Here is a 26,120-nt window from a genome sequence, read left to right as displayed (position 1 = left end):
GACCAGATCCTCGTGATACCCGGGAATTCGGCGCAAGACAGTGAGGTTTCTTCCGATATGAGCGATCAAAGCGCCAATGCCGGTTTCGCCGCACCCCAGGGTGAGTCGATGCGGGCGTTGCTCGCGGCCGACCGTGTCGGCACGCTGCAGCAGATATCCGCCCTCAGCCGCGAGTTCGAAGGGATCGTCGAGGCGAACGCACTGGTGGCCATTGACGACGAGCACGATCCGGAGGGCGCGAGTACGGCCTTCGAGCGGGCGCACGTCGCCGCCCTGCTGTCCCAGACGCGCGAGCATCTGAACGATCTCGACCGCGCCCTGGAACGGTTGGAGAGAGGCGACTACGGACGCTGCGAGCAATGCGGTGAGCCGATCCCCACGGAACGCCTCGAAGTTCGCCCGGCGGCGAAAACCTGCGTGCGCTGCGCGTCCGTAGCCCGCTGAAGGCACCCCGCGTGACGGCTGCCGACGGCGGGCGCGCCTCAGGGGTCAGGACTCGGTGCCGGCCATCGTCGTACCTCCGCGATGGCAATCTGCTCTCCGCGCGACGGTAGGCGCAGCCCTGAGCGACTCCCTCGGCCTGACAGGTCGAGCCGTCCGGCCCTGGTGGACCTGCCTGGACGAGTCCGGGCCGAAGCAACTGGATGTCAAAAGGCCCCGGACCGAGATCGGTCCGGGGCCTTGCACTGGTGCCCCCGGCAGGATTCGAACCTGCGACACCGGCTTTAGGAGAGCCGTGCTCTATCCCCTGAGCTACGAAGGCGAGCCAACGTCAGACAGGGTAGCCGATCGAGGCGTCGGTGTTCTTCCCGGTTCCGGTGCGTCACAGCAGCGGTACCCGGGTGAACCGCCCCGCCGCCCGCAGTTCGTCCTCGATGCGGGACGCCGTCCGGCGCAGTTCGGGGAGGAGTTCGTCGACGCACTCCGTCGCCGTGCGGCCCGCCGCGTGCAGGGCCACGCCCACGGCGGCGATCGCCCGGCCCCTGCGGTCGTGCAGCGGGACGGCGAGCGTGCGCAGACCGTCCTCCCACTCCTCGTCCAGCAGGGCGTGGGATTGGTTCTCCGCCAGCAGCACCCGGCCCAGCGAGGTCGCCGCGGCCGGCAGCCGGGTGCCGACCCGGATGTCCACGCCCATGATTCGCGGGGATACTGCCCGTGCCGTGTACTGGATCTCCGCGTCCGGTCCCCGGGAGACCAGGATCGCCAGCGCCGTCGACTCCCGGACCCGGGCCGAGAGGTCCGCCAGGTGCGGGGCCGCGATGCGGGGGAGGGTCGTACGGGACAGGGGCGGGAAGCCCAGGGACAGGACCCGCGGGGTGAGGGTGAAGGTGCGGGACTCCGGGTGCTGGCGGACCAGGCCCAGGTGTTCGTAGGTGATCAGGGCCCGTCGGGCGGTCGCCCGGGCCAGGCCGGTCGCCCGTGCCACGTCCGTCAGGGTCAATGCGGCCCTGCCTTCGCCGAAGGCGGTCAGGACCGTCAGGCCGCGCGCGAGGGACTCGATGAACTCCCGGCCCAGTTCGTGCTTGGACGCGCCGATCCAGGAGGCCAGGTCGGAGGGGGGCGGCCCGGGGTCCGGGCCGGGCGCGGTCGCCAGCTCGTGCTCCATCTCGGCCACCGTCGCCCGCAGCCGCGGCAGCAGCGTGTCGCGCAGGTCGGTCGCCGTGTGCCGGCTGGTGTGGCTGACGACGTTCGCCACGCAGGCGATCCGGCCCGTGCGCGGGTCCCGTACCGGTACGGAGACCGCCACCAGGCCCGGTTCGATCAACTGGTCGTCCAGCGCCCAGCCGTCGCGCCCCGCCGCTTCCGCCCGCTGCTCGAACTCCGCGTCCGGGAAGGGCAGTTCCCGCGGGGGTACGGCCGTGAAGTGCCGGTTCTCCGGGTCCGTCGCCCGGCGCTCCCGCCAGGCCCGCCACTCGGCGTCGGTCCACTCGGCGGCGAACAGGGGCCCCGGCGCGGTGCGTTCGGCGGGGAGCAGGTCGCCGATGCGGAAGCTGAGGGACATCGCGCGGCGGCGGGTGGCCTGGTGGATGAAGCGGATGCCGTCCCGGTCGGCGACCGCAAGGGACACCGACTCGTCCAGCGCGTCGGCGAGGGCGTCGGCCCGTGCGGAGAGCAGGTCGGGCAGCCGCAGGGCGGCGAGATAGGCGTTGCCGAGTTCCATGAGCCGGGGGGTCGCCACCGCGTCCCGGCCGTCGAGGCGGACGTATCCCATGCGGGCCAGCGTCGACGTGATCCGGTCGACCGTGGAACGCGCCAGGCCCGTCGCCCGCTCCAGCCCGCTCAGGCTCAGCGTCCCGCCCGCCTCGGTCAGCTCCCGCAGCACCCTGACCCCCCTGATCAGCGGTGCGACCGCCTCGGCCGGTACGGCGGACTCCGGTGCCTCCGGTGAAGGGGGCGTCTCAGCGGGCATCGGTTCTCCGGTACGGCGATCGGGGCACGCCTACGGTAGTCCGCCCCAGCCGCACCCCAGCCGCACCCCACCCCCTGCCCATCCCCTCCCTACCCCCGGGTGACCCCGACCCGGACGTTCCCCTCCTCGTCCACCCCCTCCACCCGCACCCGGACCCCCCTGCGCGGATCCCGGAACTCCTCGCCGGTGGTGAACGGGGCGTCCGACAGTTCCGCGTGGACGTTGGGGCTGCGGGTGCAGCCGCCACTGTCGGGGTGGGAGTCGTAGACCCGGACCGGGCCGCGCCCGGTGTCCACGTTCGCGTCGACGCGGTAGACCAGCACGCCCGGCCGGCACACCGACTCGTCGTTGCCCTCGTGGGTGCGCAGTTCGACGGCGTAACCGGTGCGGCGGCTGAGGGGGACGAAGAGGAGCTTCGTGCCGAGGCCCGGCCGGGCCAGCGGGGTCAGCGTGTACTGCGTGGTGCCGCGCTCGGTGACACAGTCGACCTGAGCCGCGTCCAGCCAGCCCAGCTTCCACTTGTGCCAGCCGAGCAGGTCGTTGTCGGCCCCCCAGTCCTCGCTCATGATGTCCCAGTGGCCGACCGCGCCCCCGCCCGCCTGGGTGTACAGGTCGGGCAGCCCGAAGACATGGCCGTTCTCGTGCGGCAGCACCCGGTAGCCGGTCTGCGGGTAGGAGCCGGAGCCGTCGTCCTGGCGGGAGTACACGAAGGAGGCGTTGGCGACGGGCACCCCGTCGGCGACCGGGGCGTCGGTGTTGCCGGCGAAGGTCACCGACAGGACCGTGTCGAGGGCGGACGGGCCCGCGTTCGGGGTCACCAGGACGTTCAGGAAGTCGTACGCCCGGAAGTCCACCCTGGGGTCGGCGGCGGCCACGATGTCCTGGACCAGCCGCCGGTAGCCGGGGTCGAAGGGGGCGCCGCGCTCTATGCCGTAGGACCGGAAGGACCTCGGCATGCGCAGCCAGTCGGGGATCGGGGTCTCGGGGCGGTAGTCGAGACGGCCGTAGGAGCTGGTGCGGAACCACTCCTGGGTCTGCGGGAAGAACTCCCGGAAGCGGCTCAGCGCGGGGCCGGAGCCGGGTGCGTCGGAGAAGTCGACCATCAGGGTCAGCGCGCGGACCGTGCCGGTGGAGCGGGAGTAGCCGTTGGGGGTGGGCAGGCCCTCGGACATCTGGACGGTCGGGCCGCCGTTGATCAGGCAGGCGCCGTGGGAGTCGGAGCGGGCCAGGGCGACGGGACCGGCCGCGGTGGGGGCCTTCGCGGTGAGCGGCCCGCTGCCGGCGGAGGTGCTGACCGCGAGGGTCAGTGCCGTCACGGACACGAGGGCGGCGACCCGGCGCGGGCGTATGCGACGGCTGGTCCACGGCATGCGGGGCACCCTTCGGAGCGCGGCAGCCGCTGGTCGGAAGGCTGCACCTTTTCGATCACCCTCTGCCGGGGCAGGGGTGGGCGCGCGCTGGAGGAGACCGAACGTGGGTACCGGAAACGGTGTGACTCAGGTCACAACATGTTTTCTCCTCAACCCGAAATAACCGGGGAGCGTCTCCCCGTTTAGACCTGTGTCCGAGCGAAACGGGGACCCTGTCCCCGGATCGCGGAAACCAGACCTGAGGGGAGTACACCGTGACCGCCACGACGACCGCACCGCGCAAGGTGACCCGGCCCCGCGCCGACGCCCTGCGCAACCGCGAGCGGATCGTCAGCGCCGCCCGGGAGATGTTCACCGAGTTCGGCCCGGATGTGCCGCTCGACGACATCGCCCGCCGGGCCGGCGTCGGCAATGCCACGCTGTACCGCAACTTCCCCGACCGTGACGCCCTCGTCCGCGAGGTCGTCTGCTCCGTCCTGGACCGCACGTCCGAGGCGGCGGAGCAGTCGCTCGCCGAGACGGGGGACGCCTTCGGCGCGCTGGAGCGTTTCGTGCACGCCTCCGCGGACGAGCGGATCTCCGCTCTGTGCCCGATGGTCCAGGGCGCCTTCGACCAGCACCACCCCGACCTGGAAGCGTCCCGTGAACGGATCGAGCAGCTCGTCGAGCAGCTCATGGACCGGGCCAGGGCGGCCGGTCAGCTCCGTGCGGACGTGGGCGTCGGTGACCTGATGGTCGCCGTGGCCCAGTTGTCCCGGCCCCCGGCCGGTACCGCCTGCCTCACGCTCGACGGGTTCGTGCACCGCACTCTTCAGCTGTTCCTGGACGGACTGCGGGCCCCGGCCCGGTCCGAGCTCCCGGGCACGGCCGTGACGATGGAGGGCCTCCGCCAGTCCTGACCGATTAGTTCCGAGCAGCGCAGCAGTCTCCAACAGCAGCTTTTCGTTCCCTTTTTCCGCACCGAAGTCCCGAAGTGGGTACCCCCATGTCTGAAACAGCCGCAAAGGCTCCCGACGCACCGGCACCGACCGGTGACGCCAACCGCTGGAAAGCGCTCGTCTTCATCGCGCTCGCCCAGCTGATGGTCGTGCTCGACGCGACCATCGTGAACATCGCCCTGCCCTCCGCCCAGACCGACCTCGGCATCTCCGACGGCAACCGGCAGTGGGTCGTCACGGCCTACGCCCTCGCCTTCGGCGGGCTCCTGCTCTTCGGCGGCCGCATAGCGGACCTGTGGGGCCGCAAGCGCGCCTTCGTCGTCGGCCTGGTCGGCTTCGCCGCGGCCTCCGCGCTCGGCGGTGCCGCCACCTCCGGCGCCATGATGTTCGGCGCCCGCGCCCTCCAGGGCGTCTTCGGCGCGCTGCTCGCGCCCGCCGCGCTCTCCCTGCTCGCCGTGATGTTCACGGACGCCAAGGAGCGCGCCAAGGCCTTCGGTATCTACGGTGCCATCGCCGGTGGTGGCGGTGCCGTGGGCTTCATCCTCGGCGGTGTGCTGACCGAGTACATGGACTGGCGCTGGACCTTCTTCGTGAACATCCCGTTCGCGATCGTCGCCGCGCTCGGCGCGTACTTCGTCATCCGTGAGCCGGAGGGCGGCCGCAACCGCAACCCGCTCGACATCCCCGGCGTCCTGCTGTCCACCCTGGGCCTGGTCGCGCTGGTCTACGGCTTCACCCGCGCCGAGTCCGACGGCTGGGGCGACACCGTGACCGTCTCGATGTTCGTCGCGTCGGCCGTCCTGCTGATCGCCTTCGTCGTCACCGAGGCCAAGGTCAAGGCCCCGCTGCTGCCGCTGCGCGTGATCACCGACCGCAACCGCGGTGGCATCTACCTCTCGCTCGGCATCGCGATCATCGCGATGTTCGGCACCTTCCTGTTCCTCACCTACTACCTCCAGATCGTGAAGGGCTTCTCGCCGATCAAGACCGGCTTCGCCTTCATGCCGATGATCGTCGGCATGATGGTCGGCTCGACCCAGATCGGCACCCGTCTGATGACCCGGCTGCCGGCCCGCCTGCTGATGGGCCCCGGCTTCCTGGTCGCCGCGGTCGGCATGCTGCTGATGACCCAGCTGGAGATCGGCTCGTCGTACGCCTCGATCATCCTGCCCGCGATGCTGCTGCTCGGCCTCGGCATGGGTACGGCGTTCATGCCGGCCATGTCCCTGGCCACCCTGGGCGTCGAGCCGCGTGACGCCGGTGTCGCCTCCGCGATGGTCAACACCTCGCAGCAGGTGGGCGGCGCGATCGGTACCGCCCTGCTGAACACGATCGCCGCCTCGGCGACGACCGCGTACATCAAGGACCACATGGGTTCCGCGGCCTCCAAGTCCCAGCAGCAGCTGGTGGCGCTGGAGGGCCAGGTGCACGGCTACACCAACGCGATCTGGTTCGCCGTCGGCATGCTGGCGCTCGCCGCGGTGATCGTGGTGACCCTGGTCAACGCCGGCCGTCCGGACACCACCCCGGTGGCCTCCGGCGAGGGCGCGGAGGAGGAGCTGGCGGTCCCGGTCGTCGCCCACTGACGACCACGACCGTCCGGTCGTACCCCTTCGGGCCCGTCGTGCGTACGGAGATGGGGACGCTCCGCACGCACGACCACCAAGGACCTGCCCTGGCTCAGCGGAGCCAGGGCAGATCCGCACCCGCTTCGTTGGGCTGGAGTCCCTCGGCGACGATCTGCATGATCTCGCCGAGGGACTTCTGCTGTTCCGGGGTGAGCCGGTCGAAGACGGCGCCTCGCACGGCCCGCACATGGCCCGGCGCGGCGTCCCGGAGCATCTCCAGGCCCGGGTCGGTGAGCACCGCGAACTGGCCGCGCTTGTCGTCGGTGCAGTCCTCACGGCGCACCCAGCCGTTGCGCTCCAGGCGGGCGATCGCGTGCGAGAGCCGGGAGCGGGTGATCTTCGCCCTCATGGCCAGCTCGGTCATCCGCAGCCGCCGCTGCGGGGCCTCGGCGAGTCCCACGAGCAGCCCGTAGTAGATGTGCGGCATGCCGGCGTCCCGCTGGAGCTGGCGGTCGAGGTGATCCTCGAGAAGGGTGGTGGCGTGCACGTACGAGCGCCAGATGCGCTGCTCTTCGTCGTCGAGCCACTGGGGCTTGTCATCGGGGGCGGGTGCCGTGTTCATGAGTCCCACTCTACGAGCCCTCTCCTTGAATATTAAACAAATGAGGCGTACAGTCATGTCAGAAGACGTTTTAAATTTGAAGCATCAATCGCATCGAACCCGTCCATCGCACCGAACGCATCGGAAGTACCGGAGGAGTCCCCGCCATGTCCGCCGACACGCTGGAGCGCATGCCCGCCCTCTATCTGAGTCACGGAGCGCCGCCGCTCGCCGACGACCCGATCTGGCCCGGTGAGCTCGCCGCCTGGTCCGCGGAACTGCCCCGCCCCAAGGCGATCCTCATGGTCTCCGCCCACTGGGAGGAGGCCCCCCTCGCCCTCGGCGCGGTCACCCCGGTCCCCCTCGTCTACGACTTCTGGGGCTTCCCCGAGCACTACTACAAGGTGACCTACGACGCCCCCAGTGCGCCCGAACTCGCCGAGTCCGTGCGTAAGTTGCTGCGCGCCCCCGGCGTCCCCGTGCAGGACATCCCGGACCGCGGTCTGGACCACGGAGCCTACGTCCCGCTCGTCGAGATGTTCCCCGAAGCCGACATTCCAGTCCTCCAGATCTCCATGCCGACCCTCGACCCGGTCAAGCTCATGGAGATCGGCCGCAAGCTCGCCCCGCTGCGCGACGAGGGCGTCCTGATCGTCGGCTCCGGCTTCTTCACCCACAACCTCGCCGCCCTGCGCCACACCGGGCCCGGAGTGCCCACCTGGTCCTCGGAGTTCGACGAGTGGGGCCGGCAGGCACTGGAGGCGCGGGACGTGGACTCCCTGCTCGACTTCCTCCACAAGGCCCCGGCCGGGCGCTACGCCCACCCCCGCACCGAGCACTTCGCGCCGCTGTTCGTCACCATGGGCGCGGCCGACGTGAGCGGCGAGCTGGACACGCAGAAGTCCGTGATCGACGGATTCTGGATGGGGATGGCCAAGCGGTCCGTACAGTTCGGCTGAGCTCCCCGCAGGGCCTAGAGGTCCTTCTCGTACCAGGCGACATCCCAGTAGCGGCCGAACTTGCGGCCCACTTCCTCGTACGTCCCGATGTGCCGGAACCCGAAGCGTTCGTGCAGCCGCGTGGACGCTTCGTTGGGCTGGGCGATGCCGGCGTAGGCGCGGTGCAGGTCCTCGCCCGCCAGGGCCTCGAAGAGGGCCTTGTAGAGGAGCGTGCCGATGCCGCGGCCGCCGGCGTCCGGAGCGAGGTAGATCGTGACCTCCACGGAGGTCGCGTACGCGGGCTTGGCACGGAACGGGCTCGACGTGGCGTAGCCGAGGAGCCGCTGTGAGGTTCCTGTCGAGTGCGTGTCGGTGGCAACCATCAGGCGGTACGGCCCGTCTTCAGGGTGGGAGAGCAGCCAAGGGCGGCGCTCTTCCGGGGTGAAGGCGGCGGTGTCGAATGTGATGGGCGTCTCACGGACGTAGTGGTTGTAGAGGTCGGTGAGCGCCCCGAGGTCACCTTCGACTCCTGGCCTGACCTGCACCTCTGCACGCTGCGACGGCATCATGCCTCCTCCGTGTGGCCGGGCAGGATACTGCAAGATCAGAAAAATAGAGACGCCGGTGGGAATTCTGTCCGGTTTCCAGTCGTTGTTTCCATCGGATGCAGGGCACCCGAGGAGAGTCGCGAGAGCAACCGCAACTCGGAACCAGCATCCAAGGACCACCCGCTGACCCCACCATCGCAAGGGAGCACGCATGGCAACCCGTGCCGTCGCCCGTCGTAAGTCCGCCACCGGCGGGTCTACCGACGCGGCACGCAGTGTTCGCGTCCATGGCGGCGAGATCGCCGACCGCGACCTGGTCGGCATGTACCTCGACGAGATCGCGCGTACGCCGCTGCTCGACGCCGCCAAGGAAGTCGAGCTGTCCCAGATCATCGAGGCGGGTGTGTTCGCCCGACAGGTCCTCGACGGGTTCGAGGAGGCCAAGGCGGACGCCACCCGCGAGGAGCTGGAGGCCCTGGTGGAGGAGGCGGAGCGCGCCAAGGACGTGTTCATCCGCTCCAACCTCCGCCTGGTCGTCGCCGTGGCCCGCCGCTACCCCCGCAGCGGACTGCCCCTGCTCGACCTGATCCAGGAGGGCAACGCCGGCCTGGTGCGCGCGGTCGAGAAGTTCGACTACCGCAAGGGCTTCAAGTTCTCCACGTACGCGACCTGGTGGATCCGTCAGGCCATCACCCGCTCCATAGCCGACCAGTCCCGCACCATCCGGCTGCCCGTCCACCTCGTGGAGGAGCTGGGCCGCATCCGCCGCGTGCAGCGCGAGTTCAACCGCGAGCACGGCCGCGACCCGGAGCCCGCGGAGATCGCCGCCGAGCTCGGCTCCAACGCCGAGCGCGTGACGGACGTCCTGGACTGGGCCCGTGACCCGGTCTCGCTGAACATGTCGGTGGACGACGACGGCGACACCCAGTTCGGTGACCTCCTGGAGGACACCTCGGCGGTGTCCCCGGAGCAGTCGGTGCTGACGCTGCTGCGCAGCGAGGAGCTGGACGACCTGATCGGCCGCCTGGACCAGCGCACGGCCTCCATCATCAAGATGCGGTACGGCATCGAGGACGGCCGCGAGCGCACCCTGACCGAGGTCGGCAAGGAGCACGGCCTCACCCGCGAGCGGATCCGGCAGATCGAGAAGCACGCCCTGCTGGAGCTGAAGAAGCTGGCGCGCAGCACCGGGTTCGACGCGGCTGCGTGAGCGGGGTATGCCAACCGCGTACGCCGGGTGGCGGAAGACCGCGTAAACATGGCTGTAGTAGGCCGCTTAACCCGCCGGACCCTGGGCAAAAGACTTCAGGGTCCAGGTGTTCGGGCCGGGAGATCGCACCTCCTGGCCCACCTGAACCAAGTCCCGACGCTCACCCCCCCCGGCGCCGGGACTCTCCCAGAGCCGGACTTCGGCGCCCCTCCCCCCGGGCGCCGGGGTCCGGCTCTTTTTTCTGCCCGAGGCCGGATCGGTGGGCGGAGCGGTGGGTCACCCCGTACCTGAACCACGGGGTGACCCACCGGATGGCAGATTCTGTCACATCGGCATAGCGTGCAGGCCGTGAGCAGCGAGTCGTCCGACGTCCCGGCCGCCCTTCCGGTGGCCTCCTCCCTGACCGAGCGGCGCAAGGCGGCGACCCGGATGGAGATCGCCCGGGTCGCGGGAGAGCTCTTCGTGCGGCAGGGGCCGCGCGGGACCCGGGCGGAGGACATCGCGGCGGCCGCGGGGGTGGCGCCGCGGACCTTCTACCGCTACTTCGCGACGAAGGAGGAGGCGGTCGAGCCGCTCTACTCGGCGGGGGCACGGCTGTGGGCGCAGGCGGTGCGGTCCGCGCCGGCGGAACTGTCGGTCGCCGAGGCCCTCACCCACGGCGCGCGGCGGACCCTGACACCGGGGGAGGGGGTCTCCACCTCCTCCTGGGCCTTCGTCCGCACCCTGATCCGCCTCGCGGACGGTGACGCGGGACTGCGGCGGGTGTGGGCGGAGGTGTGCCGGTCCTCGGAGCGACGCCTCGCGGAGGTCCTCACGGAGCGGACCGGCCGCGAGGACGTGCGCTTCCTCGCGGCGGTGGGCAGCGCGGCGGTCCGCACGGCCGTCGAGGCGTGGGCGGCGGGGGAGGAGCCGGCGGAGAGGCTGGTGGAAGTGGCGGTGCGGAATCTGGGGGCGGTGGGGGGCTTTCTCGGGGAAGCATGATCTGGGGGCGGTGAGGGGCTTGTTCGGGGAAGCATGAGGGGCGGGTGGGTTGGCCTCCCGACCCCCAACCACCAACCCCCAACCCCCGACTCCTGTCACAGCACGGCGAGTCGGTCCACCAGCAGCTCCACCCTCGGTTCGATGTCCTGCGGCGGCAGCCGGCCCGCTCGGGTCAGGGTGGCCAGGCCGTGCAGGGACGCCCAGAACAGCTCGGTGAACAGTCCCGTGTCGACACCCTCCCCGGCGACCTCGCCCAAGCTCTCCAGCAGCGCGGCGAAGGCGTCCTTCAGGGACTCCGGGGTGTCCTCCTGTGCGAAGGCCAGGCCCCCGTCGAGCTGGAACAGGGCGTCGTAGACCGCCGGATTGCGCGCGGCGAAGTCGAGGTAGGCGCGGGCGAGGGCGGAGACCCGCTCGCGCGGGCCGGTCGCACCGGCGGTCGCCGCCCGCACCGCCACCGCGATCTCGGCCGCCCCCTGGACCGCGACGGCCCCGATGATCTCGCGTTTGCCGCGGAAGTGGCTGTAGAGGACGGGCTGGCTGTATTCGATGCGCTCGGCGAGCCGGCGTGTGGTGACCGCGTCCCAGCCCTGCTGCTCGGCGATCTCGCGGGCGGTCGCCACGATGAGGCGCTCGCGCTCGGCCCGTTCGCGTTCCTTGCGTTCCTGTACCGACATGTCTCGATCCTAGCACCGCTAGACAATCGAGCGGCAGTAGTACTAGCGTTGACTCATCGGCTAGCAACGCTAGATCCCGGGAGGATCATCATGCTCAGCTCACTCGAGGTCATCACCGTCGTGGTCGTCGGACTGATGGTGGGGGTGGAGGTCGCCGTCGCGTTCGTCCTCGGTCCGATCCTCAACGCCCTGCCCGAGGACAGCGCCCAGCTCGGGCACGCCCACGGGGGCCGGATGCTCGGCGCCGCGATGCCCGTCTGGTACCTCGGCTCGCTCGGCCTCGTCGCGGTCTGGGCCGTGGCGGGACGGCACCACGACCACGCCGGACTGGTCGTCACCGCCGGCGTGCTGCTGCTGATCAGCGTGATCATGTCGGTCCTGCTGCTGGTCCCGATCAACAACCGCAACAAGACGTGGACCCCGGAGAACCGGCCCGCCGACTGGAAGGAGCAACTGAACCGCTGGAACCGCTGGCACTACGTCCGGGTCGCCGAGATCATCGCGGCGTTCGGCCTGCTGGTCGTCGCTCGCGCCTGACGCGCAAGGGCAAGAAGGGGCAGGTTACGGCGCAGGGCCCTTGCACCCACTCAGGGACGCGGGGCTGCGTCGATGTGCGGCTCCGCCGCGTGGGCGCGACCAGCCCCCGTCCACCCGCACCCGCCCGGAGACCGAACCCGGCCCCCCTCAGGCGGCATCCCCCGAAGCCCGCACCAGCCGTCCCCCCAACTCCCGCACGGCGGAAACGAGTTCCGGCGGCTCCTCCACCCGGAACTCCACCCCCGTCATCGCCAACCGCACCGCCATCCAGTCCACCGCGTCCCCGACAGATCCCCGCAGCCGGCACCGGCCCTCGCCCAGGGACTCCGGAACCCCCATCCACGCCGGCACCCGGGCCGCCACCACGGACACGTCCGCCTCGAACGTCACGACCAGTTCGTACGTCTCCTGGCGCCGGTACATCGACTGCCGCAGGAACTCCGCCGCACTTCCCGTCGGCAAATCCCGCGGAGCGAACCGCGCGCCCGTGGCGAACGGCTCGCTCACCCGGTCCACCCGGAACGTCCGCCAGTCGCCGCGGTCGAGGTCATAGGCGACCAGGTACCAGCGCCGCCCGGTGGAGACCAGCCGGTACGGCTCCACCACCCGGCGCGAGGCCGCCCCGTCCTTCGCCCGGTAGGCGAACCGGAGCCGCTCGTGACCGGCCACCGTGGACGCCATCACGGTCAGCGTCCCGGTCGGGATGCTCGCCCCGTCCCCACTGGTCAGCGGGGTCGTCGCGGCCTGGAGGGTGGAGACCCGGTGCCGTAGCCGGGAGGGCAGCACCTGCTCCAGCTTCGCCAGGGCTCGCACCGACGCCTCGTCCACCCCCGCGACCGCGTGCCCCGCCCCCGCCCGCAGACCGACCGCGATGGCCACCGCCTCCTCGTCGTCGAGGACCAGCGGTGGCATCGCCTTGCCGGCCACCAGCCGGTAGCCGCCGTCGGAGCCCTTCGTCGCCTGGACCGGATAGCCCAGTTCACGCAGCCGGTCGATGTCCCGCCGGACCGTGCGGCGGGAGACCTGGAGCCGGTCGGCGAGCTCGCCGCCGGGCCATTCGCGGGGCGTCTGGAGGAGGGAGAGGAGCGTCAGGAGCCGTGCCGGGGTGTCCGTCGTCATGAGTTCGAGGATGCCGTAGAACTAGGACACGATCTGTCCTACTGGCGTCATAGCTTCGTTCCATGACCTCCACCGAGACCACATCCACCGCTGTAGCGCCCGCCGCGGGCGACCGGCGTCGCTGGTTCGCCCTCGCCATCGTGATGACCGCGGCCTTCATGGACCTCGTCGACGTCACGATCGTCAACATCGCCATCCCGTCCATCCGGCAGGACGCCGGCGCCTCCGTCAGCCAGATCCAGTGGATCACCGCCGGGTACGCCCTCGCCTTCGCGGCCGGGCTGATCACCGGCGGGCGGCTCGGTGACATCCACGGGCGCAAGCGGCTGTTCCTCGTCGGCATCGGGGGCTTCACGCTCGCGTCGGCGCTGTGCGGCTTCGCCGCGAACCCGGAGATGCTGGTCGCGGCCCGGATCCTGCAAGGGGGCATGGCCGCGATGATGGTTCCGCAGGTGCTGTCGATCGTGCACGCGACCTTCCCGGCCCATGAGCGGGGCAAGGTGTTCGGGCTGTTCGGCGCGGTCGTCGGACTCGGCGCCGTGTCCGGTCCGCTGCTCGGGGCGCTGCTGACCGAGTGGAACCTGTTCGGACTGGAGTGGCGGCCGATCTTCCTGATCAACCTGCCGGTCGGGATCGCCGGGCTCGTCCTCGGCAGCCGTTTCATCACCGAGTCCAAGGCCCCGCGGGCGCTGAAGCTGGACCTGGTGGGCGTTGCCATGGTCGTCCTCGGACTGCTGATGCTGCTCTACCCGCTGACCCGCGGCGAGGAGCTGGACTGGCCGCTGTGGGGGTACGTGTCGATGGCCGGCGCGCCCCTGGTGTTCGCCGCGCTGGTGGCCTACGAGAGGCGCAAGGCCGCACGGGACGGGTCGCCGCTGGTCGAGCTGTCGCTGTTCAGGGTGAAGAGCTTCGCGGCCGGGATCGCGGTGCAGACCGTCTTCGGGGTCGGGCTCGGCATCTTCTTCCTGGTGTGGACCCTGTACATGCAGACCGGTCTCGGCTGGACGCCGCTGCGGGCGGGGCTGACCGGGGTGCCGTTCTCCCTCGCCGTCTCCACGGCCGCCGGACTCTCCGTGCAGCAGTTGGTGCCCCGCTTCGGACGCAAGGTCCTCCAGGCCGGCGCGCTGCTGATGGCGGCGGGCGTGCTGCTCTACCTCTGGGAGGCCGACCGGTACGGCATGGGGATCCGCTCCTGGCAGATGGCGCTGCCGCTGGTCGTGATGGGCGTGGGCATGGGCCTGATCGTGGCGCCGCTGACCGACGCGGTGCTGTCGGAGGTGCCGAAGGAGCACGCCGGGTCGGCGTCCGGGCTCATCAACACCGTGCAGCAGATGGGCAACGCGCTGGGTCTCGGGCTGGTGTCGGTCGTGTTCTTCGGGGTGATCGGCGACCGGCTGCGCCCCGAGCAGGTGGGCCCGGCCTTCGTGGACGCCTTCCAGCACGCGCTCGGCTGGATCGCGGCGGTCATGGCCGTCATCTTCCTGCTGATGTTCGCGCTGCCGAAGCGGCCGGCCCAGCATGTGGAGGGCGCGGGGGAGCTGCCCGCGGTGGAGGAGAAGGAGCCCGAGCTGGTCTCCTGACCGCTCGGGGAGAAGGGGCCCGGTACCTGCCCAGGTACCGGGCCCCTTCGTCGTACCCGGTCACAACCCCTCGCCGTACTCGGACACAACCGGGCGTCCGTTCATGCCCGAATCGCACCCGAATCACGCCCGAACCTGTTTACATCCCGGAAATCCGGGCGTAGCCTCCCACCTGAAACCACACGTTCGGGCATCGGTCGGAGGCGAGCGGACATGTACGCACCGGAGCGGCAGCAGGAGATCCTCCGGCTCGCGCGTGACGGCGGGCGGGTGGACGTCGTCTCGCTGGCCGAGGAGTTCCAGGTCACCGCGGAGACCATCCGCCGGGACCTGAAGGCCCTCGACCGCGCCGGCCTGCTGCGCCGGGTGCACGGCGGGGCCCTCCCGGCCGGCCGCCTCGACTTCGAGCCGGACCTCGCCGAGCGCGAGACCACCGCGGCCGACGAGAAGGACCACATCGCCAAGGCGGCCCTCGCGGAACTGCCGACCGAGGGCACCCTGATCCTCGACGCCGGCACCACCGTGGCCCGCCTGGCCGCCGCCGTCCCGCTGGAGGCCTCGCTCACCGTCGTCACCCACAGCCTGCCGATCGCGGCCCGCCTCGCGGACCACCCCGGCATCCAGCTCCACCTCGTCGGGGGGCGGGTACGGCACCGCACCCGCGCAGCCGTCGACGCCTGGGCGCTGCGGGCCTACGGCGAGATCCGGGCCGACGTCCTGTTCGTCGCCGCCAACGGCTTCTCCGCCGAGCACGGCCTGACCACCCCCGACCTCGCCGAGGCCGCGGTCAAGCGCGCGGCGATCGCCGCCGCCCGCCGCGTGGTCCTCCTCGCCGACTCCGCCAAGCACGGCCAGGAGCACTTCGCCCGCTTCGGCGACCTGGGCGACGTGGACCTGCTGATCACCGACAGCGGGCTGAGCCCCGAAGACACCGCCGCCATCGAGCGCGGCGGCACGGAAGTAGTGCGCGCATGATCCTCACCGTCACCCCGAACCCGTCCCTGGACCGCACCTACGAGGTGCCCGCCCTCGACCGCGGCGAGGTCATCCGCGCCACCGGCGAGCGCATGGACCCCGGCGGCAAGGGCGTCAACGTCTCGCGCGCGGTCGCCGCCGCCGGACAGCGCACGGTCGCCGTCCTCCCGCTGGGCGGGGCGCCGGGCGCGCTCGTCGCCGACCTGCTCGACGCCCAGGGCATCGAGGTCGCGCCGGTGCCGGTCGCGGGCGCCACCCGCTCGAACATCGCGCTCGCCGAGTCCGACGGCGTGCTCACGAAGATCAACGCACCGGGCCCCGAACTCTCTCCCGACGAGCAGGAACTGCTCCTGGAGACGGTTCGCGCGCAGTCCCGGGACGCCGCGTGGATCGCCTGCTGCGGAAGCCTGCCCCGGGGGCTCGCGCCCTCCTGGTACGCCGACGTGGTGGCCCGGGCGCACGCCGGAGGTGCCCGGATCGCCCTGGACACCTCGGGCCGCGCCCTCCAGGAGGCGCTGCGGGAACGGCCCGACGTGGTCAAGCCCAACGCCGAGGAGCTCGCGGAGGCCGTCGGACGCCCCCTCGCCACCGTGGGCGACGCCCTGAAGGCCGCCGAGGAACTGCGCGAGATGGGCGCCCGTGCCGTCCTCGCGAGCCTGGGCGCGGACGGGCAACTACTCGTGGACGCCTCGGGCGCCTGGTTCGGCAGCGCGCGCGTGGACGTCGTACGCAGCAATGTCGGCGCGGGCGACTCGTCCCTGGCCGGCTTCCTGATCGCCGGCGGCAGCGGCCCGGACGCCCTCGCCTCCGCGGTGGCGCACGGCGCGGCGGCCGTCCAGCTGCCCGGCAGCGTCATGCCGACCCCGGCCGACCTGGACCCGGCCGCCGTCACGGTCACGGCGGAGGTGCCGGTGGACCGCCCGCTCAAGGAGCCGGTGTCATGAACGGCCCCGTCATACCGCCCCTCATGGCTCTCCCCACGGCCGCACCGCCCCTCAGGGCTCTGGACCGCGTCGGCGCCCCTACGGCCGTACCGGCGCCCTTACTCCCCGCCGCCACCCCCCTCCCGGTGAAGAACCCCCGCTGCACCCCCGTCCCCACCCCCGACGCCCACTCCGCATTCCGGGCGATACGCGTGCGAAGGAGCCCGCGATGAGCGAGATGATCACCGCGGACCTGGTCGACCTCGACCTGTCCGCCGACACCAAGGAAGCGGCGGCACGTGCCCTCGCCGAGCGCATGGTCGCCCTGGGCCGGGTCACCGACCTGGACGGCTTCCTCGCCGACGTGGCCGCCCGCGAGGCCCAGATGCCGACCGGCCTCGACGGCGGCATCGGCATCCCGCACTGCCGCAGCGAGCACGTCACCGAGCCGACGCTCGCCTTCGGACGCAGCGCCGCCGGCATCGACTTCGGCGCGCCGGACGGCCCCGCCGACCTGATCTTCCTGATCGCCGCCCCCGCGGGCGCCGACGACGCCCACCTGACGATCCTGTCGTCGCTGGCCCGGCAGCTGATGAACACCGAGTTCACGGACGCGCTGCGGGCCGCGGGGGACGCGGCGGGCGCGGCGGCGCTGATCCGGGGGGACCAGGCACCCGAGGCACCCGAGGCACCCGAGGCACCCGCCGAGGCGACCACCGCCCCGCAGGCCTCCGAGGCGCGCGCCTCCGAGACTCGCGCCTCCGAGGACCGTCCCTCCGAAGACTCCGTTGCGGCATCGGCGGCGGCCTCCGCCGATGCCGCAACGGCCACCACCGCGCCGGCGGCCCCCGCCGCTCCCGACGCCCCGGCGGCCCCCTTCCGGATCGTCGCCGTCACCTCCTGCCCGACCGGCATCGCCCACACCTACATGGCCGCCGAGTCGCTGGAGAACGCGGGCCGCGAGGCGGGTGTCGAACTCGTCGTCGAGACCCAGGGCTCGGCCGGCTTCACCCGGCTCGACCCGGCGGTCATCGCGGCCGCGGACGGCGTGATCTTCGCCCACGACGTCCCCGTACGGGAGAAGGACCGCTTCGCCGGCAAGCCCACCGTCGACGTCGGTGTGAAGGCGGGCATCAACCGCCCCGCCGAACTCATCACCGAGGTGCGCGGAAAGGCGGCCCGCGGTGAGGTCAGCGCGACGGCCAAGGGCGGCGGTACGCCGGTCGAGCGGGCCGGTGACCCCGGCGACGGCTACGGCACCAAGCTCCGCAAGTGGCTGATGACCGGCGTGAGCTACATGGTCCCCTTCGTCGCCGCGGGCGGTCTCCTCATCGCCCTCGGCTTCGCGATCGGCGGCTACCAGATCAACGGCGCCAAGTCGGTCTCCGAGCACTTCGACTGGGGCCAGGTCGACAGCTGGGGCGCGCTGCTGTTCCAGATCGGCGGGGTCGCCTTCGGCTTCCTGATCCCGGTGCTGGCCGGCTACATCGCCTTCGGCATGGCCGACCGGCCGGGACTCGTGCCGGGCTTCGTCGGCGGCATGATCTCCGTCAACATCAACGCCGGCTTCCTCGGCGGCCTGGTCGCCGGGCTGCTGGCCGGCGGTGTGGTCCTCGCCATCCAGCGGGTGAAGATCCCGCCGGTCCTGCGCGGCATCATGCCGGTGGTCGTCATCCCGCTGATCTCGTCGATCGTCGTCGGCTTCCTGATGTTCATCGTCATCGGCAAGCCCATCGCCGAGGCCCAGAAGGCCATGACGGACTGGCTCAACAGCCTCTCCGGCACCAACGCCATCCTGCTCGGCATCCTCCTCGGCCTGATGATGTGCTTCGACCTCGGCGGACCGGTCAACAAGGTCGCCTACGCCTTCGCCACCGCCGGTATCGCCGTCCAGAACCCGAGCGACTCCGCGATGAAGGTCATGGCCGCCGTGATGGCCGCCGGCATGGTGCCCCCGCTGGGCATGGCCCTCGCGACCACCGTCCGCAAGAAGCTCTTCACCCCCGCCGAACGCGAGAACGGCAAGGCGGCCTGGGTCCTCGGTGCCTCCTTCATCTCCGAGGGCGCGATCCCGTTCGCCGCGGCCGACCCGCTGCGCGTCATCCCCGCCTCCATGGTGGGCGGCGCGGTCACCGGCGGCCTGACCATGGCCTTCGGCTCCACCCTGCGCGCCCCGCACGGCGGCATCTGGGTCACCTTCCTGATCGGCAAGCCGTTCCTCTACCTGCTCGCCATCGCCATCGGCACGGCGATCACGGCCGGCCTGGTCATCGTCCTGAAGGGGCTGCGCAAGACGACCCCGGAGGCCGAGGCCCCCGCGGCACCCGTCGCCGAACAGCCGGCGAAGCAGCCGGTCGCCGCGTAGGAACCGCCCCTTTGGGGCTGCTGTGAGGTGTTCACGGCACCTGCGAGATACGTCACGGTCCGGGGCCAAAGTCCCGGACCGTGGTGTCTACTGGACGGCATGCCTGAGCACGTCTCCGTCTACCAGCTGCTGGGTGTGACCCTTCTCGTCCTGGTGGTCTTCGCCTGGACCGCGGGGTTGGCCTACCTGCTGCGACACGGCCGCCACGAAGCCGTCACCTGGCGCGTCGACCACGGTCTGCCCGCCTTCCCCCGCCAGCGCCGGGCCGCCCCCGGCCACGAGTCCGTCGCCCTGAGCCCGGCGGAGGAGGACGCGTTCGCGGGTCTGGTACGACAGCTCAGCGGCGGCCGCTGAGGCAGTAGCCGCCGCTGAGGCAGCAGCCGCCGGACGGCTCTGCGCCCGCCGAGCCCAACCGGCGCCCAACCGGCGGTCCGCTCAGGACAGTTGTGCCGCGCGCCGTTCCATCGCCTCGCGGGCCGCGTCCTCGCTGACGTACACCTCGCACATGTGCCGCCCGTCCGGCGTGGCCGTGTGCTCGACCTCCCACAGGGAGATCTCCGCACCGTCGCGCAGCAGGAACGCGTGCTCGTACAGCGAGAAACCCAGCCCGGACCGCCCCGCCCGGCACGGGCGCCCGAAGGCCTGGGTGATCTGGTGCGCGAACGCCTCGGACAGCAGCGCCGCCGTCTCCGCGCCCGGCCGGTCCGCGTTCTCCGCGCGGCGCAGCAGCCGGCGCGCGTGGTCCGGTGAGTCGTCCGGGACGTAGGCGTGCCGCGGCGGGTGCACGGGCTCCAGCTGTACCGTCACCGGCAGTTCGAAGTCAGGTGTCTCCGCCGGTAAGGGCAGCCGGGCGGTCGCCGCCCGCAGCTCCTCCTCGTCGACGTACACCTCGTGCTGCGGCAGGCTGTCGCGGGCGGTGTTGTGGACGAGCTCCCACAGGGTGAGCGCGGAGCCGTCGTCGAGCAGCCAGGTGTGCCGGTACGTCTCGCGGTGCAGGCCCGCGCTGTGGTGCGCGGAGTGCAGCGAACTGTCGTACGCCAGCGCGCAGTCCAGGCGCCGGATGGTCTCGTCCGGCAGCTCGAAGGAGTTCAGGGCACGACCGAGGAGACGCGCGAGGTGCTCCTCCGGAGACTCGGGCGACTCGGGTGGTTCGTACGCTGCCGTCTCGTACGGAACGCTCAAGGTTTCTCCCGGCGTTGCTGCATGTCACCTTGTGGGTGCATACCGTAGCCCCTCGGTCGGACATCATGTCCGGGAACCGAGAAAACGTACGTCCGGAAAACGCCCGGACCGCGCGAGAAGTTCCCACGCGGCCCGATGTTCCGTCAAAAGCCGCCGGTCAGACGGCACTTCCGGCGGTCCACTCGGCCCAGGGGAGGTTCCAGCCGTTGAGTCCGTTGTCGGGTGCGACCTGCTTGTCGGGGGAGTTCTTCACGATGACGACGTCCCCGACGATCGAGCTGTCGTAGAACCACCTGGCCGGTGTGTCGCCCTGACCGCCCTTGACGTCCCGCAGTCCCACGCAGCCATGGCTGGTGCCGGTACGGCCGAAGGGTGGATTGCCCTGGTTGTACCAGTAGTTGCCGTGGATGAAGGTCCCGGACTGCGTCAGCCGCATCGCGTCCGGCACGTCCGGGATGTCGTACGCGTTGGCCAGCGCGACCGTCCGGCTGTCCATGCGGATCTTCTTGTGCTTCTCGGTGATCACCATCTGCCCGTTGTAGGTGGTGAACTTGGGGCTGCCGGACGAGATCGGCACCTTCTTGAGGACCTCGCCGTCCCGTACCACCGTCATGGTCTGCGTCTTCACGTCCACCGTGGACACCTGGGACCGTCCGACGGTGAAGCTCACGGTCCTGCGCTGCACGCCGGTCACGCCGTTCGCCCCCTCCACCCCGTCCAGGTCGATCTTCATCGTGACCTTGGAGCCGGCCTTCCAGTACTCCTCGGGCCGGAAGTCGAGCCGCTGCGACCCGAACCAGTGCCCCACCACCCGCTGTCCGCTGCTGGAGCTGACCGTGATGTGCGACTGCACGGCCTTCCGGTCGCTGATCGCCTTGTCGAAGCTGAACGACACCGGCATCCCCACACCGACCGTCGTCCCGTCGTCCGGCGTGTACGTCCCGATGAAGCTGTGCGCCTTCGAGACGGTCGTGAACACCGACTTCGCGGCCACGGCCTTCCCGTCCGCGTCCTTCGCCGTGGCGGTGATCCGGTACCTGGTCCCCCGTTCCAGCTGCTCCGCGGGCTGCCAGCTCCCGCCGCCGGCCGCGATCGTCCCCGGTACGTCCTCGCCCGTCCCCGCCACCGTCATCCTCACGCCGGTCAGCGTGCCGTCGCTGACCTTCACGCCGGTCGAGTTGATCGAGGCGCCGGTGGAACCGTTCTTCGCGGAGATGACGATCTCCGCCGCGGACGACTGCGCGGAGTCCTTGCCGCCCTTGCCCTCACTGCCGCCGTCGGAGTCGCCTCCGCACGCGGTGAGGGTGAGGGCGCCGACCACCAGGACGGCACAGGTCCCCAGTGCGCGCCGTGCTGCTATGTCCGGCGTTGCCAAGGTCTGCTCCAGATTCATGTGAGAGGCGTGGTCCGCTCCGTTCTCCGCTGTGAGGAAAGGAGGGACCCGGTCCCCGGCCGGGTTCCCCGTCCGCGCGACGAATGCCCTCATGTGACAGAACCCGGACAGAGCAAAGGGCGCGCCAGGGGTGGACGGACGGCCGCACCATTCAGCAGGGTGAGGGCACCGACCACAGTCCGACACCAGGGGGGCTCTCCGATGAGCGACGGCACGATCTCCAGCGGCTGGGACGTCCTGGACGCCTCACACGAAGCACTGCGCACGGCGGTCCGGTCCGTCCCCGACGACGGCTGGCACCTGCCGACGCCCTGCGAGCGCTGGACCGTCGCCCAGGTCCTCCAGCACGCCGTCGGCGACCAGATCGGCTTCGCCGCCGCGCTGACCGGCGAACCCGGCCCCGACTTCAACCCCTTCGAGCCGTCGGGCGACCTGGCGGGCGCCGACCCCACGGCGTTCCTCGAGGACGCCCTGGCCCGCGCGGCCAAGGCGTGGGCGGGAGTCGACCGGGACGCCGCCGAGGTCCCCACACCGGTACCACCGCACAGCATGTCCCCCTGGTCCGGCTCCGCGGCCTGCGGGCTGGACGCCGCGGTCCACGCCTGGGACCTCACCGCCGCGACCGGCCGGCCCTCCCCGCTCCCGCCCGAGCTGGCCCGCCCCCTCCTCAAGGTCGCCCAGGAGATCGTCGAACCCCTCCGCGCCTACGGCGCGTACGCCGCCGCCCTGCCCGTCACCCCGACCGACGACGACACAGCCATCCTCCTGCGCTACCTCGGCCGCGACCCCCACTGGAGCGCTTCCTGAGGCGAGGCCCCTACGGGGGTGCTTCCTGAGGCGAGGCGCCCACCGGAGCGCCTCCTGATCCGAGGCCCCACTGGAGCGCTTCCTGAGCCGCGACCCCCACTGGAGCGGCTTCCTGCGCCGAGGCCTCCACTGGAGCGCTCCCTGAACCAAGGCCCCCACCGGAGCGCTTCCTAAGCCGTGGACCCCCCGTACAGCGACTCGTACGACGGCCACACCCCGCCGGGACCGTCCACGGACTCCGCGGCCCGGACGGCCCGCACGATCGCCCGGGTCACCACGTCCGCCCCCGCCGCGAGGACGTCGTTGAGCGCGAGCGGATCGCCCGTGTCCAACGTCCGCGCCCCCGTCGCCAGCGCGAACACGGTGTCCCCGTCGTGCAGCAGATGCACCGGCCGTACGGCGCGGGCGATCCCGTCGTGCGCCGTACCGGCCACCTTCTGCGCCTGCGCCTTGGACAGCTCCGCGTCGGTGGCCACCACCGCGAGCGTGGTGTTCAACGACGGCGGCGGCTGCCGAGCCGAGAGCTCCGCGAGTCGCCGGCGCGCGGCCTCGTGCACCCGCTCGTCCGGATACCGCACCCGTCCCTGGAACAACTCCCCGTACAGCACCCCCGTCTCCGGATCCGCCACCGCGCCGACCGCGTTGACCACCACGAGCGCCGCCACGGTGATCCCCGACGGCAGCACGACACCGGCCGACCCCACCCCGCCCTTCATCCCCCCGGCCACGGCCCCCGTGCCGGCCCCCACACACCCTTCCGGCACCGGCGAACCCACCGCAGCGGCCGCCGCTGCCTCGACGGCGGCCCGCCCGGTCGCCGCGTCCGGCCGGGCCCGGAAGTCCCCGCCCCGGCCCAGGTCGAAGACACACGCCGCGGGCACGACCGGCACCACGTGCGAGGGATCCGGCCCGACCCGCACCCCCCGCCCCCGCTCCTCCAGCCACGCCATCACCCCGGAGGCCGCGTCCAGCCCGTACGCGCTCCCGCCGGTCAGCACGATCGCGTCGACCTTCTGCACCACGTTGCGCGGATCGAGCGCGTCGGTCTCCTTGGTCCCGGGACCGCCCCCGCGCACCTCCACCGCGGCCACCGCCCCGCCCTCCGGGGCGAGCACGACGGTGGTCCCACTGAGCCACCCGCCCCCGGTACGCGTCGCGTGCCCCACCCGCACTCCGGCGACATCTGTCAGAGCGTCGACTGTCATGTCACAGGTCCCCGTCCGGCCCCGACCTCGGCCCCGTCGTCGGTCCGGTCCGCCCTCTCCCGGGCCGCCCTGCGCGAGGTGAGCGTCGTCCCGGTCACCACCGCCAGCCCCGCCACGACGCCCGCCGCGAGCACTGCCCCCTCGCCCAGGAAGGTGCAGCAGATCACCAGCAACGCGGTGACCGGCAGCACCAGTTGCTGTGTGATGCCCACCTTGAAGAACCGGGAGTGCAGCAGCCACACGGTGAGCAGGTAGAGCGCCGTCGGCAGGGTCACCGCGGCCGACGCGGCGAGCGTCGAGATGTGCGCCTTGCCGACCGCCTGCTCCACGGCCACCTCCAGGCCCGCCCCGATCGCGGCGGCGGAGGCGAAGACCACGTAGTGGCCGTAACCCCACAGGAACGCCTGTCTGTTGGAGCGCAGACGGTCATGGATGGGCACCACGAAGTAGATCCACCAGGCGGCGAAGATGATCAGCAGTCCACCCGCCGCGATCGGCAGGAGCTCCCCCAGCGCGTCGTGCTCGTCGATACCGGACTTCACGGCGACCGTGGCGGCGGCGATCGTCTCACCGAGCACGATGATCGTGAAGAGCCCGTAGCGTTCCGCGATGTGGTGCGGATGCCACGACGTCGGATGGTCCCGCTCGGCGAACGGCGGCACACACATCTCCAGCACCGCCATCACCAGGAAGACCCAGGGCCGCCCGCCCTCGGGCAGCACCAGCAGTCCCAGCCAGCCGACCTGGCACAGCAGCACGCCGAACGCGTACCGCAGGGCCATCGTCCGCTCCGCGCCGTCGCTCGACCACGCCACCCGCAGCCATTGCGTGATCAACGCCAGCCGCATGATCAGATAGCCCAGCCACACGGCCAGGAACTCGTGCTGCTCGAACGCCCTGGACACCCCGGCCGCCAGCACCAGGACACCGGCGATCTGCACCAGGGTGACGACCCGGTACAGCGCGTCGTCGTTGTCGTAGGCCGAGGCGAACCAGGTGAAGTTCATCCAGGCCCACCAGATGGCAAAGAAGACCATCGCGTAGTTGAGGATGCCCTCGCCGGCGTGGCCCTCGGCGACCGCGTGCACCAGGGCGACGCCGGCCTGCGCGATGGCGACGACGAAGCACAGGTCGAAGAAGAGCTCCAGCGGCGACGCGACCCGGTGGGCCTCGTCCCGGCCGCGGGCCGTGAGTCTGCGCAGTGGACTGTGGGGCGGGCTGGACGTCATGGACCCAAGCACAGCAGATACCGACCGGAAACGCTCATGGATGGGTGCGTGGATGTCGAGCTCACGGGCGTTGGGGCCACGGGTGTCGGTGAGCCGGCAGGTCGGGATGGAGGCCTGTCACTCCGGCAACTGTGCGCCGGACCGTGCCCCGCCCAGCCGCACCGCGGATCCCCGTACCCTGGACACATGACCTCCGCCCCCACCCCCGACCCCGCCGAGCCGAAGCCCGGGCTTGTCTTCGACGATCCGCTGGACCAGCAGTCGTCGGACGACACCGACCGCGGCTGGGGCGACCGCCCGCGGTCCGACGGGGACAGCGCGGCCGACCTGAAGCGCTTCCTCGACGAGAAGCCGCCCCACCACATCTGAGCCGCCGCTACGGCTCCCGGTGCCCCGAGCCCCGCTGCGCGACCAGCGCGTCGCGGATCTCCTTGAGGACCTCCAGTTCGGTCACCTCGATGACCTCGCGCGTGCCCTCCTTCGCCTTCCGGCGGGCCTCCACGCGGGCCAGGTACTTCGCCATCGGCAGCACCATCAGGAAGTACACGACGGCCGCGGTGATCACGAAGCTGAGCGTGGCGCCGAGCACCGAGCCCCACAGGATCGTGATGCCCTGCTGGCCCTCGCACGAGGAGCTCAGGCACGAGCTGTAGTGGTCGAGGTTCTTGGTCCCGATCGCCCCGACCAGCGGGTTGATGATCCCCTTCACCACCGAGTTCACGATGTTGGTGAAGGCGGCGCCGATGACCACCGCGACTGCCAGATCGACGACGTTCCCGCGCATCAGGAAGGCTTTGAAGCCCTCCCAGACGCTCGGCTTCTTCTCGCTCACCCGCAGGCCTCTTCTCGTACGTACAGGTTGTGGAACAAACAGCTCCGCAACCTACGTCAACCTGAGGCGACCCTGTCCAATTGGGCTGCTCGAAAGGGCGACTTGACAGGAGCCGGCGCAACAGGCTGACCACGCGGCTCAACACAGTGTCACCGCCAGCCGTGCCGTGGAACTCGCCCCGACGAGACGTGCCGCCGTGGAACGCGGCACCGACAGCACCACCAGGGCCCCGCTGTCGCCCGCACCCTCCAGCGCCTCCGGCACCTTCGACACGCGTGCCCCACGCGCGATCACTTGCGCGTCGCCGCCCCCTGTGGCCGTCTCCTCCGCGGCGATCACGTCGACCCGGTCCCCGGGCCGCAGCAGCCGCACCGTCGCCGCGTCGGCGATCCGCACCGGTGCCGACACGGTCGTGACGGCTCGGTGCTCGCGTACGGGGGCGACCACCGGATGTCCGCGTGCCCCGTCGGCGTCCCGGGGGCCGGCGGCCACCAGCGCGGCCGCGGTGACGACCAGTCCGACGGCCACGGCACGCCGTCGGTGCCGTACGAGCTGCCGCAGTTGATACCGCCCACCGCGCACCCGCACCGGAGCGAAGTGCGGTACCTCGCAGGTCGGCGGGGTGTCGGTGCCGGGCGGGTGCGCGGCGAGAGGGGAGGGGGAGAAGGGCGGGGAGGAGGGGGAAGGAGCGAAGGGCACGAAGGGCATGGGGACCTCCACCAGCGTCGAGGGATC

26 protein-coding genes and 1 tRNA gene are annotated in these 26,120 nt (G+C 71.4%); 14 read left to right on the top strand and 13 right to left on the bottom strand.

Annotated features, from left to right (window positions below; translation table 11 throughout):
• The first annotated feature begins 57 nt into the window (after nt 1-57).
• Nucleotides 58-444 carry a TraR/DksA family transcriptional regulator gene (locus tag AQJ54_RS37830; RefSeq protein WP_062030183.1) on the top strand — a complete coding sequence of 129 codons (387 nt, stop codon included), beginning with the start codon at nt 58-60 and terminating at the stop codon, nt 442-444.
• A gap of 243 nt (nt 445-687) precedes the next feature.
• Here the strand turns inward: AQJ54_RS37830 and AQJ54_RS37825 are convergent.
• The 3 genes from AQJ54_RS37825 to AQJ54_RS37815 all read right to left on the bottom strand — a co-directional run bounded on the left by AQJ54_RS37825 (nt 688) and on the right by AQJ54_RS37815 (nt 3,780).
• Nucleotides 688-763, bottom strand: a tRNA-Arg gene (locus AQJ54_RS37825).
• Nucleotides 764-823: 60 nt separating this feature from the next.
• Nucleotides 824-2,410 (bottom strand): IclR family transcriptional regulator domain-containing protein, encoded by a 1,587-nt coding sequence (locus tag AQJ54_RS37820; protein WP_062245493.1) that lies wholly within the window; start codon nt 2,408-2,410, stop codon nt 824-826.
• Nucleotides 2,411-2,499: 89 nt separating this feature from the next.
• Complete coding sequence (locus AQJ54_RS37815; protein ID WP_062245490.1) at nt 2,500-3,780, bottom strand: M6 family metalloprotease domain-containing protein; 1,281 nt, start codon at nt 3,778-3,780, stop codon at nt 2,500-2,502.
• Nucleotides 3,781-4,034: 254 nt separating this feature from the next.
• On the opposite strand from AQJ54_RS37815, the gene AQJ54_RS37810 reads away from it, so the two are divergent.
• On the top strand, nt 4,035-4,679 hold the full coding sequence (locus AQJ54_RS37810; protein ID WP_062245487.1) for a TetR/AcrR family transcriptional regulator: 645 nt from the start codon (nt 4,035-4,037) through the stop codon (nt 4,677-4,679).
• Nucleotides 4,680-4,765: 86 nt separating this feature from the next.
• Nucleotides 4,766-6,304: an MFS transporter gene (locus AQJ54_RS37805; RefSeq protein WP_062245483.1), complete on the top strand. Its 1,539-nt coding sequence runs from the start codon at nt 4,766-4,768 to the stop codon at nt 6,302-6,304.
• Between the two features lie 94 nt (nt 6,305-6,398).
• Here AQJ54_RS37805 and AQJ54_RS37800 read toward each other — a convergent pair whose 3' ends face one another.
• Complete coding sequence (locus tag AQJ54_RS37800) at nt 6,399-6,908, bottom strand: MarR family winged helix-turn-helix transcriptional regulator (RefSeq protein WP_062030175.1); 510 nt, start codon at nt 6,906-6,908, stop codon at nt 6,399-6,401.
• 146 nt (nt 6,909-7,054) lie between these two features.
• Between AQJ54_RS37800 and AQJ54_RS37795 the strand changes: the two genes are divergently transcribed.
• The gene (locus AQJ54_RS37795) at nt 7,055-7,846 is read left to right on the top strand and encodes a dioxygenase family protein (RefSeq protein WP_062245480.1); all 792 of its coding nucleotides are present in this window, start codon (nt 7,055-7,057) and stop codon (nt 7,844-7,846) included.
• A gap of 14 nt (nt 7,847-7,860) precedes the next feature.
• On the opposite strand, the gene AQJ54_RS37790 is transcribed toward AQJ54_RS37795, so the two are convergent.
• Nucleotides 7,861-8,391 (bottom strand): GNAT family N-acetyltransferase, encoded by a 531-nt coding sequence (locus tag AQJ54_RS37790; RefSeq protein WP_062245601.1) that lies wholly within the window; start codon nt 8,389-8,391, stop codon nt 7,861-7,863.
• A 193-nt stretch (nt 8,392-8,584) separates the two neighbouring features.
• Here AQJ54_RS37790 and AQJ54_RS37785 point away from each other — a divergent pair, with 193 nt between their 5' ends.
• Together AQJ54_RS37785 and AQJ54_RS37780 are read left to right on the top strand one after the other, a co-directional pair.
• Nucleotides 8,585-9,583 carry a sigma-70 family RNA polymerase sigma factor gene (locus AQJ54_RS37785; RefSeq protein ID WP_020137744.1) on the top strand — a complete coding sequence of 333 codons (999 nt, stop codon included), beginning with the start codon at nt 8,585-8,587 and terminating at the stop codon, nt 9,581-9,583.
• 339 nt (nt 9,584-9,922) lie between these two features.
• Complete coding sequence (locus AQJ54_RS37780; protein ID WP_062245477.1) at nt 9,923-10,564, top strand: TetR/AcrR family transcriptional regulator; 642 nt, start codon at nt 9,923-9,925, stop codon at nt 10,562-10,564.
• A 95-nt stretch (nt 10,565-10,659) separates the two neighbouring features.
• On the opposite strand, the gene AQJ54_RS37775 is transcribed toward AQJ54_RS37780, so the two are convergent.
• Nucleotides 10,660-11,238 (bottom strand): TetR/AcrR family transcriptional regulator, encoded by a 579-nt coding sequence (locus tag AQJ54_RS37775; protein ID WP_062245474.1) that lies wholly within the window; start codon nt 11,236-11,238, stop codon nt 10,660-10,662.
• 90 nt (nt 11,239-11,328) lie between these two features.
• Between AQJ54_RS37775 and AQJ54_RS37770 the strand changes: the two genes are divergently transcribed.
• Nucleotides 11,329-11,775 (top strand): anthrone oxygenase family protein, encoded by a 447-nt coding sequence (locus tag AQJ54_RS37770; protein WP_062245471.1) that lies wholly within the window; start codon nt 11,329-11,331, stop codon nt 11,773-11,775.
• A gap of 147 nt (nt 11,776-11,922) precedes the next feature.
• Here the strand turns inward: AQJ54_RS37770 and AQJ54_RS37765 are convergent, their stop codons facing one another.
• Nucleotides 11,923-12,894 (bottom strand): helix-turn-helix transcriptional regulator, encoded by a 972-nt coding sequence (locus tag AQJ54_RS37765; RefSeq protein ID WP_062245469.1) that lies wholly within the window; start codon nt 12,892-12,894, stop codon nt 11,923-11,925.
• Nucleotides 12,895-12,956: 62 nt separating this feature from the next.
• On the opposite strand from AQJ54_RS37765, the gene AQJ54_RS37760 reads away from it, so the two are divergent.
• The 5 genes from AQJ54_RS37760 to AQJ54_RS37740 all read left to right on the top strand — a co-directional run bounded on the left by AQJ54_RS37760 (nt 12,957) and on the right by AQJ54_RS37740 (nt 19,091).
• Nucleotides 12,957-14,474 carry an MFS transporter gene (locus tag AQJ54_RS37760; RefSeq protein WP_062245466.1) on the top strand — a complete coding sequence of 506 codons (1,518 nt, stop codon included), beginning with the start codon at nt 12,957-12,959 and terminating at the stop codon, nt 14,472-14,474.
• 213 nt (nt 14,475-14,687) lie between these two features.
• Nucleotides 14,688-15,449, top strand: coding sequence for a DeoR/GlpR family DNA-binding transcription regulator (locus AQJ54_RS37755; RefSeq protein WP_062030160.1), 762 nt, complete (start codon nt 14,688-14,690; stop codon nt 15,447-15,449).
• Nucleotides 15,446-16,393 (top strand): 1-phosphofructokinase, encoded by a 948-nt coding sequence (gene pfkB / locus AQJ54_RS37750; protein ID WP_062245464.1) that lies wholly within the window; start codon nt 15,446-15,448, stop codon nt 16,391-16,393. Before AQJ54_RS37755 ends, pfkB begins: the two co-directional genes overlap by 4 nt.
• 208 nt (nt 16,394-16,601) lie before the next feature.
• Nucleotides 16,602-18,737 carry a PTS fructose transporter subunit IIABC gene (locus AQJ54_RS37745; RefSeq protein ID WP_062245462.1) on the top strand — a complete coding sequence of 712 codons (2,136 nt, stop codon included), beginning with the start codon at nt 16,602-16,604 and terminating at the stop codon, nt 18,735-18,737.
• A 99-nt stretch (nt 18,738-18,836) separates the two neighbouring features.
• Nucleotides 18,837-19,091, top strand: a complete 255-nt coding sequence (locus AQJ54_RS37740) for a hypothetical protein (RefSeq protein WP_062030154.1) — start codon at nt 18,837-18,839, stop codon at nt 19,089-19,091.
• Between the two features lie 81 nt (nt 19,092-19,172).
• Here AQJ54_RS37740 and AQJ54_RS37735 read toward each other — a convergent pair whose 3' ends face one another.
• Nucleotides 19,173-19,919, bottom strand: coding sequence for a DUF6227 family protein (locus tag AQJ54_RS37735; RefSeq protein WP_062030152.1), 747 nt, complete (start codon nt 19,917-19,919; stop codon nt 19,173-19,175).
• A 157-nt stretch (nt 19,920-20,076) separates the two neighbouring features.
• Complete coding sequence (locus AQJ54_RS37730) at nt 20,077-21,312, bottom strand: L,D-transpeptidase (RefSeq protein ID WP_079070195.1); 1,236 nt, start codon at nt 21,310-21,312, stop codon at nt 20,077-20,079.
• Nucleotides 21,313-21,513: 201 nt separating this feature from the next.
• Between AQJ54_RS37730 and AQJ54_RS37725 the strand changes: the two genes are divergently transcribed.
• On the top strand, nt 21,514-22,119 hold the full coding sequence (locus AQJ54_RS37725; RefSeq protein ID WP_062245459.1) for a TIGR03086 family metal-binding protein: 606 nt from the start codon (nt 21,514-21,516) through the stop codon (nt 22,117-22,119).
• Nucleotides 22,120-22,289: 170 nt separating this feature from the next.
• Here AQJ54_RS37725 and AQJ54_RS37720 read toward each other — a convergent pair whose 3' ends face one another.
• Together AQJ54_RS37720 and AQJ54_RS37715 are read right to left on the bottom strand one after the other, a co-directional pair.
• Nucleotides 22,290-23,324: a P1 family peptidase gene (locus AQJ54_RS37720; RefSeq protein ID WP_062245456.1), complete on the bottom strand. Its 1,035-nt coding sequence runs from the start codon at nt 23,322-23,324 to the stop codon at nt 22,290-22,292.
• Complete coding sequence (locus tag AQJ54_RS37715; protein WP_062245453.1) at nt 23,321-24,553, bottom strand: low temperature requirement protein A; 1,233 nt, start codon at nt 24,551-24,553, stop codon at nt 23,321-23,323. The genes AQJ54_RS37720 and AQJ54_RS37715 overlap by 4 nt, the downstream gene beginning before the upstream one ends.
• Nucleotides 24,554-24,739: 186 nt before the next feature.
• Between AQJ54_RS37715 and AQJ54_RS37710 the strand changes: the two genes are divergently transcribed.
• Nucleotides 24,740-24,922 (top strand): hypothetical protein, encoded by a 183-nt coding sequence (locus AQJ54_RS37710; RefSeq protein ID WP_062030144.1) that lies wholly within the window; start codon nt 24,740-24,742, stop codon nt 24,920-24,922.
• 7 nt (nt 24,923-24,929) lie between these two features.
• Here the strand turns inward: AQJ54_RS37710 and mscL are convergent, their stop codons facing one another.
• Nucleotides 24,930-25,385, bottom strand: coding sequence for a large conductance mechanosensitive channel protein MscL (gene mscL / locus AQJ54_RS37705; protein WP_062030142.1), 456 nt, complete (start codon nt 25,383-25,385; stop codon nt 24,930-24,932).
• A 138-nt stretch (nt 25,386-25,523) separates the two neighbouring features.
• The gene (locus AQJ54_RS37700; RefSeq protein ID WP_062245451.1) at nt 25,524-26,093 is read right to left on the bottom strand and encodes a hypothetical protein; all 570 of its coding nucleotides are present in this window, start codon (nt 26,091-26,093) and stop codon (nt 25,524-25,526) included.
• Between the last annotated feature and the right edge of the window lie 27 nt (nt 26,094-26,120).

Source organism: Streptomyces griseorubiginosus, assembly GCF_001514195.1.
GTDB lineage: Bacteria > Actinomycetota > Actinomycetes > Streptomycetales > Streptomycetaceae > Streptomyces > Streptomyces griseorubiginosus.
The sequence above is the reverse complement of the archived record's forward strand: the minus strand, read 5'-3'. Positions and strand labels throughout refer to the sequence as shown.